The sequence below is a fragment of the Microbacterium sp. CCNWLW134 genome (assembly GCF_037083565.1).
Taxonomy (GTDB): Bacteria; Actinomycetota; Actinomycetes; order Actinomycetales; family Microbacteriaceae; genus Microbacterium.
In genome coordinates, this window is record NZ_JBAOJU010000001.1 from 1805073 (window position 1) to 1821965 (window position 16893).

Here is a 16893-nt window from a genome sequence, read left to right on the forward strand (position 1 = left end):
CGATTCTGGGGGATTCGCGGCCGTATCCCCATGGTGGCAGAACGGCCCCGTCCACCGGCACTCCGGCAGATGAGACTCTTCTCACGTTCGTCCGGGATGACAGCTCACGCCAGCTCGCCCGCTTCCAGGAGGTCGGTCACCAGTGCGGCGATGGCGGAGCGCTCGGAACGGGTGAGGGTGACGTGACCGAAGAGGTCGTGACCCTTCAGCGTCTCGATCACCGAGGCGATGCCGTCGTGCCGGCCGACGCGGAGGTTGTCACGCTGCCCGACATCGTGGGTGAGGACGACGCGTGAGTGCTGACCGATGCGGCTGAGCACCGTCAGCAGCACATTCCGCTCCAGCGACTGGGCCTCATCGACGATCACGAAGGCGTCGTGCAGTGAGCGCCCGCGGATGTGGGTGAGCGGAAGCACCTCCAGGATGCCGCGCTCGATCACCTCCTCGATGACGTTGGACGACACCACCGAACCGAGGGTGTCGAACACCGCCTGACCCCAGGGGTTCATCTTCTCGGCCTGGTCGCCGGGGAGGTACCCCAGCTCCTGGCCGCCCACGGCGAACAGCGGACGGAACACGATGATCCGCTTCTGCTGCTGGCGCTCCAGCACCGCTTCGAGGCCCGCGCAGAGGGCGAGCGCGGACTTCCCCGTTCCCGCTCGTCCTCCCAACGACACGATGCCCACCTCAGGATCCAGCAGGAGATCGATCGCGATCCGCTGCTCGGCCGATCGCCCGTGCAGGCCGAAGGCGTCGCGGTCGCCGCGCACCAGCCGGAAGGCACCGTCGCCGGTCACACGACCGAGGGCGGAACCACGCTCGGAGTGGATGATGAGACCGGTGTTGACGGGGAGTCCGTGCACGGCGTCGGCGGTGGCGACCTCGCTTTCGTACAGGTCGCTCACTTCGTCGCCGGACAGGTCGATGTCGGCGATGCCCGTCCAGCCCGAATCCACGGCCTGTTCGGCGAGATACTCCTCCGCCACGATGCCGAGGGACGCGGCCTTCACGCGCATGGGAAGGTCTTTGGAGACGACGGTGACATCCTGACCGTCCTGCGCCAGATGCATGGCGACGGCGAGGATACGGGTGTCGTTGTCGCCCAGGCGCATGCCGGAGGGCAGGACCGTCGGATCGGTGTTGTTCAGCTCCACCCGCAGTGTTCCGCCCGCTCCCACCGGAACGGGGAAGTCGAGACGACCGTGCTCGATGCGCAGCTCGTCGAGATGACGCAGCGCCTGCCGGGCGAAGTAGCCGATCTCGGGATCGTGACGTTTCTTCTCCAGCTCGGTGATCACCACCACCGGGATGACGATGCTGTGCTCGGCGAACCGGAAGAACGCACGCGGATCACTCAGCAGAACCGACGTATCCAGGACGTACGTGCGCAGATCCTGCGACGGGGCGTCCTCGTCGATGTACTGCTCGCGGCGCTGGTCGTGCGGTGCTCGTGTGGTCACAACCCACTCCTGCCCCGGGCGTGTCACCCGGCAGTCTCGAGTCGACCGTGGGTCACGAGTCGCGATCCGAAAGGCCGACCCGACCGGGCACCTTGCCCGGTGAGATGACGGTACGACCGTTCGGCGGTCCGCGGGTCGCAGACACGCTGTCGGCGGGTTACGAGCAGATGAAGTTCTGTGAACGCGCGGGCGATCAGACCGAGGCAGCGCTCTTCAGCGCCCGAAGCGACGATCCCGGCGCGCGAAGTCACGGACGGCCCGCAGGAAATCGACCTCTCGGAGATCGGGACCCAGAGCCTCGACGAAGTAGAACTCGCTGTGCGCGCTCTGCCACAGCAGGAAGTCGCTCAGCCGCTGCTCGCCCGAGGTGCGGATCACCAGGTCGGGGTCGGGCTGGCCGCCGGTGTAGAGGTGTTCGCCGATCTGCTCGGGGGTGAGGCTCGCCGCCAGCTCCTCCAGGGATCCGCCCTCGCGGTCGTGGGTGGCGATGATGGAGCGCACGGCGTCGACGATCTCGCTCCGCCCGCCGTAGCCCACGGCGAGGTTGACGTGCAGACCCCCGTGACCACGCGTGCGCTCCTCGGCGAGGCCCAGGACATCGGCGAGCTCGGGCGGGAGGAGATCGGCACGTCCCACGTGCTGCACCCGCCAGTCGCGCTCGTGCGAGAGCTCGTGGGCGAGCTCGGCGATGATCTCCAGCAGATCGGTCAGTTCGCGCGAGTCGCGACGACGGAGGTTGTCGGTGGACAGCAGGTAGAGCGAAACCACCTTGACGCCGATGTCATCGCACCAGCGCAGGAACTCACGCATCTTCGCAGCCCCGGCGCGGTGGCCGTGCGCCGCCGAATCGTATCCGAGCTGCCTCGCCCACCGGCGGTTCCCGTCGATCATCATCGCGATGTGATGAGGCACGACATCGGGTGTGAGGCTGCGACGCAGCCGGGAGATGTACAGCCGGTAGAGCGGCCCCCGCCCCTCGTCCGTCGCACTCACACATCTACGCTACTCCCGACCACGCGCCGTCCGTGCGCGACCTCCGGGCACGTGCAGCCGACGGCATGCGCAGCGCCGTACCCTTGGGAGGATGACCCCCAGCCCGGACACCGACCTCTCCCCCGACGGACCGGACATGCCGCAGCTGCCCCTGCTCGACGCCGCTGCGGTCGATGCGAACACCGACGTGAAGCCGACCTGGCGCGGCTGGATCCACGCGGGGACCTTCCCGGTGGCGATCGGCGCCGGCATCCTCCTCATCGTCCTCGCCGAGGGCACAGCGGCCAAGTGGTCATCCGCCGTCTTCATGGCCACCTCGCTGCTGCTGTTCGGCAACTCGGCGCTCTACCACCGATTCGACTGGTCACCGCGCACGAAGGTGGTGCTCAAGCGCATCGATCACGCGAACATCCTCCTGCTCATCGCCGGCACCTACACGCCGATCGCCGTCCTCGCCCTCCCGACCGACAAGGCCGTCCTGCTGCTGTCCCTCGTCTGGGGCGGGGCGATCCTGGGCATCCTGTTCCGGGTGTTCTGGATCCACGCCCCGCGCTGGCTGTACGTCGCTCTGTACCTGGTGCTCGGGTGGGCTGCGGTGATGTACTTCTTCGATCTCTTCGCCGCCAACGCGGCGATGATGGTGCTCGTCGTGGCGGGCGGCCTGCTCTACACCGCGGGGGCGGTCGTCTACGCGCTCAAGCGTCCCAACCCCTGGCCCGGGCATTTCGGGTTCCACGAGATCTTCCACGTCTGCACGGTGCTGGCGTTCCTCTGCCACTGGACGGCGTGCCTGCTCATCGCTCTGGCGCCCGCCTACCACGCCTGAGGCGATCAGGACCCGCCGTCGCCGTCGCGCATCTGCTCCTCGGCATCGAGCTGCTCGTTGATCTCGCCACGGATCCGCGCGCGGCGGATGCGACGCATCATGTCCCACACCAGGAACACCACCGCGAGTGCGATGAACGCGATCACGGCGAAACCCACCGGCCCGGGAGTGACGAGATCGGGATCCACCGTCGGAACCGGCGAGGGTGTGGCGGCCGCGACGAGCGTCACGAGAGCGTGCTGCATGGTGTCCTCTCCGGGCGTGGGAGCGCTTAGCCTGGAATCACCAGCCTAGACGCCCCGAAGAAGGCCATGACGACTCACCAGACGCTCGACGAACGCTACGGCCGCACCCGCTCCCGCGCGCCGCGATGGCTGATCGCCGCGGGCATCGCGGTGGCGGCCGCGGTGGTCGTCGGAGCCGGGTGGATGACGGTGGCCGGCGCCCTGGACGACGTCGACGTCCGCACCACCGGGTTCCAGCTCGTCGACGACACCTCTGTCCGCGTCGACTTCCAGGTCACGGCGCCTGCGGGACGGACCGTCGCGTGCGCACTGGAGGCGCAGGACGCCGATCACGGCGTCGTGGGCTGGAAGGTCATCACCCTCAGCGAGACCGACGGGACCCCACGCGCGTTCCAGGAGACCGTCCCCACCGTCGCCGAGGCGACGACCGGTTTGGTCAACTCCTGCTGGGTGACGTAATCTGGCGGGACAACTCAGAGGGACGCCCTGGCCAGCGCCGGGGCGTCTTTGCATACCAGCCGACGACCGAAGGAGACGAACGTGACAGGCGAAGCCCCGGTGACCTTCCTGACCCAGGACGCCTACGACCGTCTCGCCGCCGAGCTCGAGCACCTCTCGACGACCGGCCGCGAAGAGATCGCCAAGCGCATCGAAGCTGCGCGCGAAGAGGGTGACCTCAAGGAGAACGGCGGATACCACGCGGCCAAGGACGAGCAGGGCAAGCAGGAAGCCCGCATCCGCACGCTTCAGCAGCTGCTCAAGGACGCCAAGGTCGGCGATGCCCCCCAGAGCACCGGTGTGGTCGAATCCGGAACCGTCGTGACGGCGGTCGTCGCGGGCGGCGAAGAGGTCTTCCTCCTCGGCAATCGCGAGATCGCCGCGGGTTCCGAGCTCGACGTCTACAGCGAAGCCTCCCCTCTCGGGGCGGCGATCCTGGGGTTGAAGGAGGGCGAGAAGACCACCTACACCGCGCCGAACGGACGCGAGATCGCGGTGGAGATCGTCAAGGTCGAGACGTACTCGGGGCAGTGAGCCCCGGCGTCGGCCCCTAGTCGACGGCGATCGTCGGCGAGAAGCCCGCGTCGGTGAGCATCTTCATCACGTGGGCGCGGTGGTCCTCGCCCCGCGTCTCCACGCTCAGCTGGAGGATCACCTCGCTGATCTGCAGCCCCTGTCCGTGCCGCGTATGCAGCACCTCGATGACGTTCGCGCCCGCCTGGGCGAGGACGTCGGAGACCCGTGCCAGCTGGCCGGGTCGGTCGGGGAGCGGAATGCGCAGGGTCATGTAACGACCCGAGGCGGCCAGCCCGTGGGCGACGACGCGCTGGAGCAGCAGCGGATCGATGTTGCCGCCCGAGAGGATGGCGATCGTCGGCCCGTCGGATCGGATCTTCCCCGCCAGGATCGCGGCGACCCCGGCCGCGCCCCCCGGCTCGACGACCTGCTTGGCCCGCTCGAGCAGGACGAGGATGGCGCGTGCGATGTCGTCGTCGGTCACGGTGACGATCTCATCCACGAGCTCACGGATCATCGCGAACGGGAGGTCGCCGGGGCGCGCCACGGCGATGCCGTCGGCGATCGTCGGCCGGGAGGGCGCGATGACCGGATGCCCCGCGGCCAACGACGGCGGATAGCCCGCGGCGTTCTCGGCCTGCACCCCGATGATGCGGATGCGGCGCCCTTCCGCTGCCGCGCGGGCCTTCATGGCGGCGGCGACTCCGGCGATGAGCCCACCGCCACCGACGCAGACCACCACCGTCTCGACGTCGGGGAGGTCATGGTGCAGTTCGAGCCCGAGAGTCCCCTGCCCGAGGATGATGTCGCGATGGTCGAACGGGTGGATGAGGACCGCGCCGGTGCGTTCTGCGAATTCCGCCGCCAACCGCAGCGGCGTCTCCACCGTCTCCCCTTCGAGGACGACATCCGCACCGTACCCCCGGGTGGCCAGGAGCTTCGGCACCGGAACACCCAGCGGCATGAAGATGGTGGCCGGGATCCCGAGCTTCTGAGCGGCCAGGGCCACTCCCTGGGCGTGATTGCCGGCGGAGGCGGCCACGACGCCGCGGGCGCGCTCCTCCTCGGTCAGCCTCGAGAGCCGGTAGGTCGCACCTCGGATCTTGAACGACCCCGTGCGCTGCAGGTTCTCCAGCTTCAGGTACGTCGGAACACCCAGGACGTCGGTGAGGTGCTGCGACTCCTCGAGCGGAGTGTGTGCGGCCACGCCGCGCAGGGCGGCCGCGGCGTCCTCGAACTCAGCGAGCGTCGGGATGCCGGAGGCGGCGATCGTCGGCATGCTCACGCGGGGGTTCTCCTTCGACGGGGGACGGTGCTCCAGATGAGGTCTTCCGGCGGTGGCCGCCCACCCGTCTCCCACCCGCGGGAGCCGAGGTAGAGCACGACCACGTTGACGAAAGCGGCGAGCGGAACGGCGAAGAGCGCACCGGGGATGCCGGCGATCATCGCCCCGCCGGCGACGACGAGGACGACGGCGAGGGGATGGACCTTGACAGCGGCACCCATGAGCAGGGGCTGCAGCACGTGTCCTTCGAGCTGCTGCACGCCGAGGACGACGATCAGCATCCACAGGGCGATGAGCGGACCGTTGTAGACCAGGGCGACGAACACCGCCACCGCTCCGGTCACGACCGCACCGACGATCGGCACGAAGGCGCCGAGGAAGACCAGGACCGCGATCGGAACAGCGAGCGGCACACCCAGCAGGAGTGCGCCCAGACCGATGCCGATCGCATCGATCGTCGCCACCAGCAGCTGCGTCCGGGCGTAGTTCACCAGCGTCACCCAGCCCTCACGAGCGGCTCCGTCCACCGGGACGCGCGCAGCCTTGGGCAGGAGCCGGGTGGTCCACCGCCAGATCCCGCCGCCGTCGGCGAGAAGGGTGAGCAGGATGAACAGGGCGAGGAGCGCCCCCGTGACGACATGACCGAGGGTCGTCCCGATCGCCAGGGCCCCCGACCACAACAGCGAGGCCTGTTCCTGCACCAGGGCGCCGGCTTGATTCAGCAGGTCGTCGATCTGCTGAGCGGACAGGTGGAGCGGACCGTCGATGAGGTACTGCCGGAAGGCGGCCACGGCGTCGACGGTCCGGTCCTGCACCCGTCCGAACTCGCGCGTGATCTGCCAGACCACGACCCAGAGAAGTCCCGACACCACGGCCAGCGTGGTGATCACCGCGATGACGATCGCGAGCCATCGCGGGACGCGGTGGCGCAGCATCCAACTGAAGAACGGCCAGAGCAGGGCGGTGATGAGGATGGCGATGAGCAGCGGCACCACCAGCAGCTTCAGCTGGATGACGAGCCAGATGACGACGCCCGCGGCGGCGGCGATGACCAGGAAACGCCAGGAATAGGCCGCCGCCAGCCGGAGCCCGCGCGGAATCGATCCCGACAGCTCCGTCGACACCACGCGCGAGCGGTCGCGCAGGGCGCTCCACAGCGATTCGCGCTCGTCCGATCCGGCCATTCGGCAAGTCTAGAACCGCTGCCCGCATCGGATGTCGGGGGCCGGGTCTAGTGTTGCCGCCGTGACGACCCGAGAGACGCTGAGCGCCGCCGAAGCACGTCGGGTCGCGGTGGCCGCACAGGGCCTTCACCGCGCACGCCCCGCCCGCGTCGGCACCCGCCAGCTGAACGACGCGCTGCGCAGGATGTCGGTGCTCCAGATCGACTCGGTCAACGTCTTCGCCCGATCGCACTATCTCCCCCTGTTCTCCCGGCTCGGTCCGTACGACACGACGGACCTCGACCGCCTGCTGTTCGCGCGCCGTCCGCGCTACGTCGAGTACTGGGCGCACGTCGCCGCCTTCGTCGACGCGGCGGACCGCCCGCTCTTCGCGTTCCGGATGGCGGAGTTCCGGCAGAAGTACGAAGGAGACCCCGAGGGATGGGTCTCGCGGCATCGAGACGTCGTCGACTGGGTCCGCGGCGAGCTCGCTGAACGCGGACCTCTGCGTCCGGCCGAGATCGAGCGCGATGCGCGTCGTTCACGGCGGGGCGGCTGGTGGGAGTGGGACGTCGTGAAGGAGGCGCTGGAGTTCCTGTGGCTCTTCGGCGAGGTGGCGATCGCCGGACGACGCGGCTTCGAGCGACGCTACGGCCTCGCCGTCGACGTCCTGGGCGCGGAGCTGGCGGGCCGGGACGTGCCGAGGCCCGATGCCATCCGGGAGCTGGTGCGTCGCGCCGCGCGGGCGTATGGCGTGGCGACCGCCGCAGACCTCGCCGACTACTGGCGCATCAGGGATCGTGGCGCGATCCTGGCCGCGGTCTCCGACCTTGTCGAGCAGGGTGAGCTCATCCCCGTGTCGGTTGCGGGATGGTCGACGGCGGGCCGCCCGGCGCGGGCGTGGCTGCACCGCGACGCCAGGGTCCCGCGACGGGTGGAGGCCGCGGCGATCCTCACGCCGTTCGACCCGATGGTGTGGTTCCGTGAGCGCGCGGAGCGGCTTTTCGATTTCGCCTACCGCATCGAGATCTACACTCCGGCGGCCCGACGACGGTTCGGGTACTACTCGCTTCCGGTGCTCGTCGACGATGGGATCGTCGCGAGGGTCGATCTGAAGGCCGACCGGCCGACGCAGACGCTGCGGGTGCAGTCCGCATGGTGGGAGCGCGAGCCCGCTTCCGCCGTCGTGGAGCGCGTGGCGGAGGAGCTGCGCCAGGCCGCGATCTGGCAGGGGCTGGAGCGCATCTCCGTCTCGCGCTGGGGCGACGCCGTCGACCAGCTGGCCGCCGCCCTCCCCCGCGCGTCCCGGCATACCGCCGGCCCCGCTTCCGAATCACCTAGCGTTGAAGGATGACAGGACCGCGTCGTGCCCGCATGGTCGCGGTCATCGTCGCAGCGGCGGTCGTGGTCATCGCGGGCGTCGCGGGCGTCCTGACGTGGGCGGGATCACGAGAAGAAGGTCCCGAAGCGGTGGCGCGAGCGTGGCTGGTCGCGGTCTCCGAGGGCGATGACGAGGCGGCGCGAGCGGCGATGAGCACGGGAATCGATGCCCTCGATGTCGGTGGCGCGGCGGAAAGACCGTCGGAGCCGTCCGTGCACGGGGTGCGGATCGAGGGCGATACGGCCGAGGCTGACGTCTCCTTCGTTCTGGCCGGGGACGTGCGCGAGGCCAGCCTCCCCCTCACCCAGAGCTCGGAAGGGTGGCTGGTCGGCGAGGACGCGCTCAGCCGCGTGGACATCAGCACCGACCTCGGTGACAGCGTCACGATCGGAGAGGCCGTGGTCCCCGCCGGGCAGATCCGGCTCCTTCCCGGGACCTACGACCTCACCGCCGCTCCGCGCGACTACCTCGACGGATCGGCCTCGGTCTCGGTCATCCCCGGCGAAGAGCACACGGTCGCCCTGCAGGCGACCTATAACAGCGCGGCTCTCGACGCGGTCCGCGAGGTCGTCACCGATCATCTGAACGCCTGCACCCAGCCGGCGGCCACCGTGGCAGACCATTGCGGTCTCCGCGTGCCGTGGCCGGCCGACCTCGCGGCCCTCGAGCGCATCGCGTACCGCGTCGAGCGACTGCCCGAGGTGCAGCTGACCGAGGAGGGCGGTTTCGCCGCCACGGGGGGCGTCGTGGTCGCCACGGCGAGCGGCACCGGCCGAGACGGCTCCCCTGTGTCGGCGACGTATCGCGATGACGGCTGGACCGTACGAGGAACGATCACCGTCACAGGAGCCCAGATCCGACTCGGCCTCCTCTAAAGTCGCGACACCTCGACCCCGAGCCACCGCGCCAGGTCGTCGATCTCGGCGTCGACCGCCTCCGATACCGAGGAGGTGAAGGTCTCGTCTTCGTGCACGGCGTTGATGCGCAGCGTACCCGCGCGGCGGTCGAGGGCGGCGTCGAGCTTTCCGACCAGCCGATCACCGTGGAGGATCGGAAGCGCGAAGTATCCCCAGCGCCTCGATGCGGCCGGCTTGTACATCTCCAGGACGTAGTCGAAACCGAACAGCTCCCGCAGCCGCACGCGATCGAAGACGAGACGGTCGTGGGGTGAGAGCAGCGCCGTCCGCGAGGGCTCGCCGTCGGTGTCGAGGAGCACCGGATCGACGCGCCAGCGCCCGTCTACGCCGTCGACGACCACCTCGACCCCGACGTCGCCGACATCGACCGGCTCCCCCGGCTGCGCCACGCCCTTTCGTCTCGCGATCCCCAGCGCCGACAGCCGCCGCTCGGCCCGCCCGCGTGCGGCCTCGTCGTCGGTCACCGGCGCCACCGCCGGATAGACACGCTCGGCCAGGTCGAACCATCTGCCCTTGGCGTCCCGGTGATCGACGGCCACCTCGGCGCACTCGGTGAGCATCTCCAGCATCTGCAGGACGTTGCGATCGTTCGTCCATCCCGTCGATCGCCACGGCACCGCAGCGGTGTCATCGATGTCGACGGGGCGCAGCGGCCCGTCATCCCGGAGTCGACCCAGGATGTCGCGACGGAAGCGATCATTCGCCGCGAGCCAGTCGCGGGCGGCCGCCGACCTCGGACCGCGGCGCATCTGCGGCAGGAACAGCGGAAGGTCGCTCATCGGCCGGAAGAACCCGCGCCACTCGAAGACCACGCGATCGTGATGGAACAGGCGGCGGAAATCGGCAGGCTCATAGGGCCAGCCGATGCGGCTCCACAGGATCAGATCGGCGCTCGGGGCGATCGCGGCCGTCGGGTCGATCGGCAGGACGGTGAGGGACTGGAGGGACTCGACGATGTCACCGGGACGCGGCGCGGTGAGCAGCTGCGCGCGCACGGCGATGCGCGCGGCCTCCGCGCGCGACAGGGCGGGAACCGGTTTCAAAACTGAACGCGCGGAGGCTCCGAGATCGCGGCGCCGTCGACGACTTCGAAGAACTCACGCTCGTCGAACCCGAGATTGCGGGCGAAGAGGTTGTTGGGGAACACCTTGATCTTGGTGTTCAGCTCGCGGACGCCGCCGTTGTAGAAGCGCCGCGATGCCTGGATCTTGTCCTCGGTGTCGACGATCGACTGCTGCAGCTGCAGGAAGTTCTGGCTCGCCTGCAGCTGCGGGTATGCCTCAGCGACCGCGAAGAGCGAACGCAGCGCCTGCTGCATGTGACCTTCCGCCACACCGGCCTCGGCGGGACCGCCCGCGGAGAGGGTCTCGGCGCGCGCCCGGGTCACGTTCTCGAACACCGCTTTCTCGTGTGCGGCGTACCCCTTCACCGCCTCGATGAGATTGGGCAGCAGGTCGGCACGGCGCTTCAGCTGGACGGTGATGTCGCTCCATGCCTCATCGACGCGTACGTTCAGCTGAACCAGCGAGTTGTAGGTCGCCCACAGGTAGATCCCCGCGATGACGACCAGTGCGACGACGATCAGGACGGGGATGAGCCATTCCCACATACCGGGGTCTCCGTTCCAGGTCAGTGTTGACAATCCTAACGGTCTCCCGATCCGCGCCCCAGGCTGTGCGGCGACCTCACAGGCCTAGAGCCCGAGGACACGGTCCAGATACGCGTTGCGGAACAGACCGTCCGGGTCGAAGGCACGACGCAGCTCGAGGAAGTCGTCGAATCGGGGATACCGGTCCCGCAGGACGTCGGCACCGAGCGAATGGAGCTTGCCCCAGTGCGGACGCCCACCGTGCGCGAGCATGATCTCCTCGACGGCGGCGAAGTACGCCGTCGGGTCCTCCCGGAAGTACCGGTGGACGGCGATGTAGCCCGTCGGTCTGCCGTACGCCGTCGACAACCAGCGATCATCGCCGGAGGCGAAGCGCACCTCGAGGGGGAAGGAGATCCGCCACCTCTTGGCCGCGATGAGGGAACGCACCTCGGCGAATGCCCCTGCCACGCGCTCGGCAGGCAGGGCGTACTCCATTTCGCGGAAGCGCACACCCCGCGTCTGGGTGAAGACGCGGTGCGACCGGTCGAGGTACGTGCGGTCGCCGGTGACGCGTGTGGCCAGGCGGGAGAAGGACGGGATGACCGGCGGGAGAGCCGATCCGACGGCGCACATGCCGCGGTAGACCCCGTTCGCGAGCACGGTCTCGTCGACGAATCTGCCGACGCGCGGCAGCGGGCGTCGCGGTGTCGTCTCAGGGAGTCGCCGATTGGTCTTCGTCAGTGCCACCTCGGTATGGGGGAACCAGTAGAACTCGAAGTGGTCAGCCGCCTGCGCTCGTTCCTGGAGTCCGGCGACGACGTCTTCGAGCGGCTCCGGGCGTTCTACAGCCTCGAGGTGGAAGGCGGGGACGCACTGCACCGTCACATCGACGAGGACGCCCAGCGCTCCGAGCCCGAGCGACACCGCGGCGAGCAGGGGATCCCCCTCCGCGATCCGCCGGGTCTCACCGGTACCGGTGACGATCGTGACGCCGACGATCTGGGTGGCCAGCCCTCCGAACGCGATGCCGGTGCCATGGGTGCCGGTCGATATCGCGCCGGCGATGGTCTGCCGATCGATGTCGCCGAGGTTCTGCATGGCGAGCCCGTGGCGCGCGAGAAGGCGCGGAACCTGGTGCAGGGGCGTGCCCGCGCCGAAGGTCACCTGCCCGGTCCCGGGACCGATCGAGACGATGCCCGACAGCGCGGACAGGTCCAGGAGGACGTCGGGTGCGACGGCGATGTCCGAGAAGCTGTGCCCCGAACCGATGGGCTTGATCCGCAGGCCGCGTCGGGCGGCCGCGCCGACCGCGCGCTCGACGGCCTCGGCCGTGGCCGGGAACTCTGCGCGCACCGGCTTCGCCTGCGCCGTGCGCCCCCAGTTGCGCCAGACGGCGCCCGGGCGGGTCACAGGAAGGCCTTCCCCTCGCCGCGGTACGTCGGCATCTCGGCCACGATCCCCCCGTCCGACACGAGGACGAATCTTTCCACCCGCTCGGCCAGTTCCCCGCTCTTGGCATGACGGAACCACACCCGGTCACCGACGGCCAGGTGCGCGGCGGCCGGGCCGCGCAGAGGGGTCTGGACCTCCCCCGCGCCCTCGCGAGACAGATGACGCAGGCCCGCCGGCCAGACGGGGCGCGGAAGTCGTGAGGGGGCGGCAGGACCGGAGGCGACCCACCCCCCGCCGAGGACCGTCGCGACGCCGGGCGCGGGTATGCGCACGACGTCGAGTGCGAAAGCCGCCGCCGGGGCGGGGTCGAAGGAGCGGTAACCGTCGAAGAGGTGACCGGCGAGCAGCCCGCTCCCGGCCGTGAGCTCGGTCACGGCGAGGTCGGCAGCCGTCGACTCCAAGGATCCCGTCCCTCCCCCGTTGACGAAGTCGAGGTGCGCGACCTCACGGACCCGTTCGACGACCTCGGCCCGGCGCTCGCGCAATTCTGCCGCCGACTGACGCTGCATCCAGCGGATGACGCTCTCGCCCGCGCCGACCGCATCCGGCTGGCCGGCGATCTGAGCCTCGTACATCATCAGCCCCGCCAGGCGGAAGCCCGGCCGCTCCGCGATGAGCCGGGCACGTGCCCACGCTTCCTGCGCCGTGTGAAGGGGTGAGCGGTGCACACCGATGTGACCGAGCCCCGGGGCACGCCACGAGGCATCCACGTCGAGCGCGACCCGCAGCTCGGCGCGGGTGCGCGGCGGGGCGATCGCATCGATGAGGTCGAGCTGGGCGGGGTCGTCGACCATGAGGGTGATCCTCGCCGCAGCATGCTCGTCTGCGGCGAGGCGCGCGAGACTCCCCCGGTCGACCGTGGGATAACCCAGCACGATGTCATCGTGGTCCGAGCTCAGCCAGAGGGCTTCGGCGAGCGTGAAGGCCAGGATCCCGCGGTAACCGGGGAGCCGCAGGACCGCATCGAGCACCTCTCGCACGCGGATGGACTTGCTCGCCACCCGGATGGGAACGCCTCCTGCGCGCACCATCATGTCGAGGGCGTTGAACGACAGCGCCTGCCGATCGATCGCCGCAAGCGGTGCCGGCAGATGGGCGGTGGCCGCCGACATCTCCGCCCAGTACCTCGCCGGCACACGCCAGCGCTCGCTCGACGGATTCGCTGCGGCATCCCACGCCAGGAGATCGATCGTCACTGGCTCATCCTCGCGCAGATGCGTACCCCCGGTGGGACTCGAACCCACACTGAAGCGATTTTAAGTCGCCTGCCTCTGCCATTGGGCTACGGGGGCGCCGTCCTGCGACACCCGTCACCTTAGCGTCAGCGTCCTGCGGCGACCTTCGACTTCTCGGAGACGTCGGCGTCTGCACCGGCGTCGCGGGGCGTCTGCGGCGGCGTGACCGCGGGCTGAGCGGGCCGCGGACGCGCCGCGAACTCCTCGAACGCCGCACGCGGGGTCTGAACCGCTTCGAGGTTGGCCATGTCGCGCCCGAGGACGACGTTGCCCAGCCACCCGGCGATCACGCGGAGCTTGCGCTCCCAGGTCGGCATGGCCAAGCCGTGGTATCCGCGGTGCGCGAGCCATGCGAGGAAGCCCTTGATCGCGATGTTCCCCGACTGGAAGGCGCCGTTGTACAGACCGAGACCGGCGACGGCCCCGAGGTTCTTGTGGAGATAGTCGACAGGGTCCTCGCCGCGCAGCACCGCGGTGATGTTCTTCGACAGGAGCTTCCCCTGGCGCACGGCATGCTGCGCGTTCGGCACGCAGTAGCCGCCGACTCCACCACCGGAGAGATCCGGCACAGCGGCGACGTCGCCCGCGGCCCACGCGCCCTCGACGATCTCGTCGTTCGTTCCCACGCGGAGGTCGGCGCGGGTGCGGATGCGTCCACGCTCCTCGACCGGGAGATCGCCACCGCGTACGACCGTGGGGTTGGCCATGACACCGGCCGTCCAGACGATGAGATCGGCAGGGATGACCTCTCCGGTGGACAGTTCGACATCGCCGCCGACGGCGCTCGTGACCTGGGTGTCGAGGTGGACGAACGCTCCGCGCTTGGCCAGGTCCTTCAGCACCCACTCGCTGGTCTTCAACGAGACCTCGGGCATGATGCGCCCCATCGCCTCGATGAGGTGGAAGTGCGTCTCGTCGAAGGTGAGCTCGGGGTACTTCGCCACGAGCGACGAGGCGAAGGACCGCAGCTCGGCGAAGACTTCGATTCCGGCGAAGCCGCCACCGACAACGACGACGGTCAGCAGCCGCTCGCGCTCGGGACCGGGCGGGAGCGCCGCAGCCTTGTCGAAGTTCGTGAGCAGGCGGTCGCGGATCGCGACGGCCTCCTCGATCGTCTTCAGCCCGATCGCGTTGTCGGCGATGCCGGGGATGGGGAAGGTACGCGAGACCGCGCCCGCGGTGACGACGATCTGGTCGTACTCCTGCTGGTACGGCTCCCCGGCGATCGGCGTGATCGTGGCCGTCTTGTGGGCGTGATCGATTCCGGTCACCTTCGCCGCGACGATCCGGGTGCGCTTGAGGTGCCGTCGCAGCGAGACCACCGAATGCCGAGCCTCGATCGAACCCGCGGCGACCTCGGGCAGGAACGGCTGATAGGTCATGTAGGCGAGCGGGTCGACGATCGTCACCTCGGCCTCGCCGCGGCGCAGACGCTTTTCCAGCTTCCACGCCGTGTAGAAGCCTGCGTATCCGCCACCGACAATGAGGATCCTGTGCGCGGTGTGGGTCACGATGTGGAGTACTCCCCTAGATCAACGGCTCGGCGTGCGGGACGCCAATCGGACGCGTCGGACAGCAGCGGTGACGCCGAGCGCCACCAGTATAGCCCCGACGGTCAGGGCCCCGAGCGGCAGGGTGCCGTACAGCAAGGTCTGCGCCGTCGGCAGGAACGGCGATCCCGGCGGGCCCGCGGCGTCTGCCGGAGGCAGCGGCGGCACCTCCACGGTGCTGGGCGTGGGCTGCGGCTCCGGAGCGCTCTCGGCGCGACGATAGAGCCGCACCCACTCCCGGAGGTCGCCGAGCGGATTCTGCGCCACGTCGGGCACGGTCGCGCTCAGTGCCGCGGCGGCGTCGATGAGGCCGTATCCGTACAGCGGATCGGGGACGGAGACCCCCGGAACCGGTCGCGCGGTGGAGATGATGCGGTTGATCACGTTGGCCGCGTCGAGGTCGGGGTACGCCGAGCGCACCAGCGCCGCGACGCCCGCCACGATGGGCGCCGCCCCACTTGTGCCGTTCCACGACACCACCCGGCCGTCGGCGGAGATGCCGAGGAGGTTCTCGCTGGGGGCGGCCACGCCGATGGTGATCCCCTGCGTGGAGGCCTCGACGCTGGCGCGTCCCTCAGGGTCGACACCGCCGACGGCGAGAACCCCCGGAATCGTCGCCGGGGCACCGACGCGTGTGGTGCCGGTGCCACGATTCCCGGCGGCCACGATCACCACCACGTCGTTGTCGAAGGCGTAGAGGAACGCCTCGTCCCAGCTGCGGTCCCAGTCGGGGGTGTTCGTGGTGAGGGAGAGATTGATGATGTCGGCACCGTTGTCGACCGACCATCGGACGGCTTCGGCGATCTGATCGACGAACGGCACCGGCGAGGAGTTCCCCACCCCGATCGACACCGACAGCAGTTCGGCCGCCGGCGCGACGCCGATCATGCCCGTGTCCGGGCCCGTCCCCCGCGCCGCGGCGAGGGAGGCCACCCAGCTGCCGTGATTGCCGTCGACCGCGCCGACCGGCAGCCGGCCATCGGGCGCGCCGATGTCGGACACATCCGTGCCGCCGACGACCGCCCCGGCGAATTCGACCGGTCCACGACCGATCCCGGTGTCGATGATGGCGATGCGGGACCCCTCACCACGGGTCGTGCGCCATGCGTCACGGATGCCGTAGTCATCGAGCCAGTACTCCGCGGCCCGCACGGGATCAGCGGCGGCGTCGGGCGTCGGCGTGGCCGCGGCGGCGGGGGTCACCAGCCCTGCGACCAGCACCCCGACGAGCACGCCGATCATCCCTGCGCGGCCGCGGCGGATCATCCGCTCTCCTCCCGCGGACACGCGCACACCTTCGGTGACCAGGTCGCCAGAGCGAGTGCGGCATCACCCACCGGATTCACCCCGGGTCCGGCTGCCAGGGCGTGCGCCGCCAGCGCGTGCAGGCACTTCACCCGCGTGGGCATGCCACCGGCCGAGATCCCGGCGATCTCGTCGACCTCACCGAACTGTGCGCGATCGGCGAGGTACTGCTCGTGTGCACGCCGGTAGGCGTCGAGCCCTTCGGGATCGGCCTGCAGCTGAGCGAGCAGCTCGGGCATGACCTGCCCGGCCTCCAGTGCGGACATGGCGGCGGTCGCGGCGGGATGTGTGAGGTAGTAGAACGTGGGGAAGGGCGTCCCGTCGGGGAGCCTCGGGGCGGTGGCGACGACCGTGGGGTTGCCGCAGACACACCGCGCGGCGATCCCCAGCACACCGCGCGCCGGGCGTCCCAGCTGACGCTGGAGCACAGCCAGGTCGATGTCGCTCACGGGCGGATACGGGGGCCTCGTCACCCC

At 69.8% G+C, this 16893-nt stretch carries 17 protein-coding genes and 1 tRNA gene; 5 read left to right on the forward strand and 13 right to left on the reverse strand.

The window, feature by feature from the left end; genetic code table 11:
- Positions 1-104: 104 nt before the first annotated feature.
- Both V6S02_RS08615 and V6S02_RS08620 read right to left on the reverse strand, forming a co-directional pair.
- The gene (locus tag V6S02_RS08615) at positions 105-1460 is read right to left on the reverse strand and encodes a PhoH family protein (protein WP_442927907.1); all 1356 of its coding nucleotides are present in this window, start codon (positions 1458-1460) and stop codon (positions 105-107) included.
- A 213-nt stretch (positions 1461-1673) separates the two neighbouring features.
- Positions 1674-2453 carry an isoprenyl transferase gene (locus V6S02_RS08620; protein ID WP_124293605.1) on the reverse strand — a complete coding sequence of 260 codons (780 nt, stop codon included), beginning with the start codon at positions 2451-2453 and terminating at the stop codon, positions 1674-1676.
- 136 nt (positions 2454-2589) lie between these two features.
- Between V6S02_RS08620 and trhA the strand changes: the two genes are divergently transcribed.
- Complete coding sequence (trhA, locus tag V6S02_RS08625; RefSeq protein ID WP_124294506.1) at positions 2590-3279, forward strand: PAQR family membrane homeostasis protein TrhA; 690 nt, start codon at positions 2590-2592, stop codon at positions 3277-3279.
- 5 nt (positions 3280-3284) lie between these two features.
- Here the strand turns inward: trhA and V6S02_RS08630 are convergent, their stop codons facing one another.
- On the reverse strand, positions 3285-3524 hold the full coding sequence (locus tag V6S02_RS08630; protein ID WP_124293606.1) for a hypothetical protein: 240 nt from the start codon (positions 3522-3524) through the stop codon (positions 3285-3287).
- Between the two features lie 66 nt (positions 3525-3590).
- Between V6S02_RS08630 and V6S02_RS08635 the strand changes: the two genes are divergently transcribed.
- Positions 3591-3983 (forward strand): DUF4307 domain-containing protein, encoded by a 393-nt coding sequence (locus tag V6S02_RS08635; protein ID WP_124293607.1) that lies wholly within the window; start codon positions 3591-3593, stop codon positions 3981-3983.
- Positions 3984-4064: 81 nt separating this feature from the next.
- A complete protein-coding gene (gene greA, locus V6S02_RS08640) occupies positions 4065-4556 on the forward strand; it encodes a transcription elongation factor GreA (protein ID WP_124293608.1) in 492 nt (163 codons plus the stop codon).
- 16 nt (positions 4557-4572) lie between these two features.
- On the opposite strand, the gene ilvA is transcribed toward greA, so the two are convergent.
- Positions 4573-5817, reverse strand: a complete 1245-nt coding sequence (gene ilvA / locus V6S02_RS08645) for a threonine ammonia-lyase (RefSeq protein WP_336400808.1) — start codon at positions 5815-5817, stop codon at positions 4573-4575.
- A 2-nt stretch (positions 5818-5819) separates the two neighbouring features.
- On the reverse strand, positions 5820-7007 hold the full coding sequence (locus tag V6S02_RS08650) for an AI-2E family transporter (RefSeq protein WP_124293609.1): 1188 nt from the start codon (positions 7005-7007) through the stop codon (positions 5820-5822).
- Positions 7008-7068: 61 nt separating this feature from the next.
- On the opposite strand from V6S02_RS08650, the gene V6S02_RS08655 reads away from it, so the two are divergent.
- A complete protein-coding gene (locus V6S02_RS08655) occupies positions 7069-8340 on the forward strand; it encodes a winged helix-turn-helix domain-containing protein (RefSeq protein ID WP_336400519.1) in 1272 nt (423 codons plus the stop codon).
- Positions 8337-9242 (forward strand): hypothetical protein, encoded by a 906-nt coding sequence (locus tag V6S02_RS08660; RefSeq protein WP_336400520.1) that lies wholly within the window; start codon positions 8337-8339, stop codon positions 9240-9242. Before V6S02_RS08655 ends, V6S02_RS08660 begins: the two co-directional genes overlap by 4 nt.
- Here the strand turns inward: V6S02_RS08660 and V6S02_RS08665 are convergent.
- From V6S02_RS08665 to V6S02_RS08700, 8 genes are all read right to left on the reverse strand, one after another.
- Positions 9239-10327 (reverse strand): DNA glycosylase AlkZ-like family protein, encoded by a 1089-nt coding sequence (locus V6S02_RS08665; RefSeq protein ID WP_336400521.1) that lies wholly within the window; start codon positions 10325-10327, stop codon positions 9239-9241. The genes V6S02_RS08660 and V6S02_RS08665 overlap by 4 nt on opposite strands.
- Complete coding sequence (locus tag V6S02_RS08670) at positions 10324-10893, reverse strand: LemA family protein (protein WP_124293613.1); 570 nt, start codon at positions 10891-10893, stop codon at positions 10324-10326. The genes V6S02_RS08665 and V6S02_RS08670 overlap by 4 nt, the downstream gene beginning before the upstream one ends.
- 84 nt (positions 10894-10977) lie before the next feature.
- Positions 10978-12285 carry a D-arabinono-1,4-lactone oxidase gene (locus tag V6S02_RS08675; protein ID WP_336400522.1) on the reverse strand — a complete coding sequence of 436 codons (1308 nt, stop codon included), beginning with the start codon at positions 12283-12285 and terminating at the stop codon, positions 10978-10980.
- Positions 12282-13523 (reverse strand): alanine racemase, encoded by a 1242-nt coding sequence (locus V6S02_RS08680; protein WP_336400523.1) that lies wholly within the window; start codon positions 13521-13523, stop codon positions 12282-12284. The genes V6S02_RS08675 and V6S02_RS08680 overlap by 4 nt, the downstream gene beginning before the upstream one ends.
- A 23-nt stretch (positions 13524-13546) precedes the next feature.
- Positions 13547-13619, reverse strand: a tRNA-Leu gene (locus tag V6S02_RS08685).
- Positions 13620-13648: 29 nt separating this feature from the next.
- Positions 13649-15073: an NAD(P)/FAD-dependent oxidoreductase gene (locus tag V6S02_RS08690; protein WP_336400524.1), complete on the reverse strand. Its 1425-nt coding sequence runs from the start codon at positions 15071-15073 to the stop codon at positions 13649-13651.
- A 21-nt stretch (positions 15074-15094) separates the two neighbouring features.
- The gene (locus tag V6S02_RS08695; RefSeq protein WP_336400809.1) at positions 15095-16378 is read right to left on the reverse strand and encodes a S8 family serine peptidase; all 1284 of its coding nucleotides are present in this window, start codon (positions 16376-16378) and stop codon (positions 15095-15097) included.
- A complete protein-coding gene (locus V6S02_RS08700; RefSeq protein ID WP_336400525.1) occupies positions 16375-16890 on the reverse strand; it encodes a DUF501 domain-containing protein in 516 nt (171 codons plus the stop codon). Before V6S02_RS08700 ends, V6S02_RS08695 begins: the two co-directional genes overlap by 4 nt.
- Between the last annotated feature and the right edge of the window lie 3 nt (positions 16891-16893).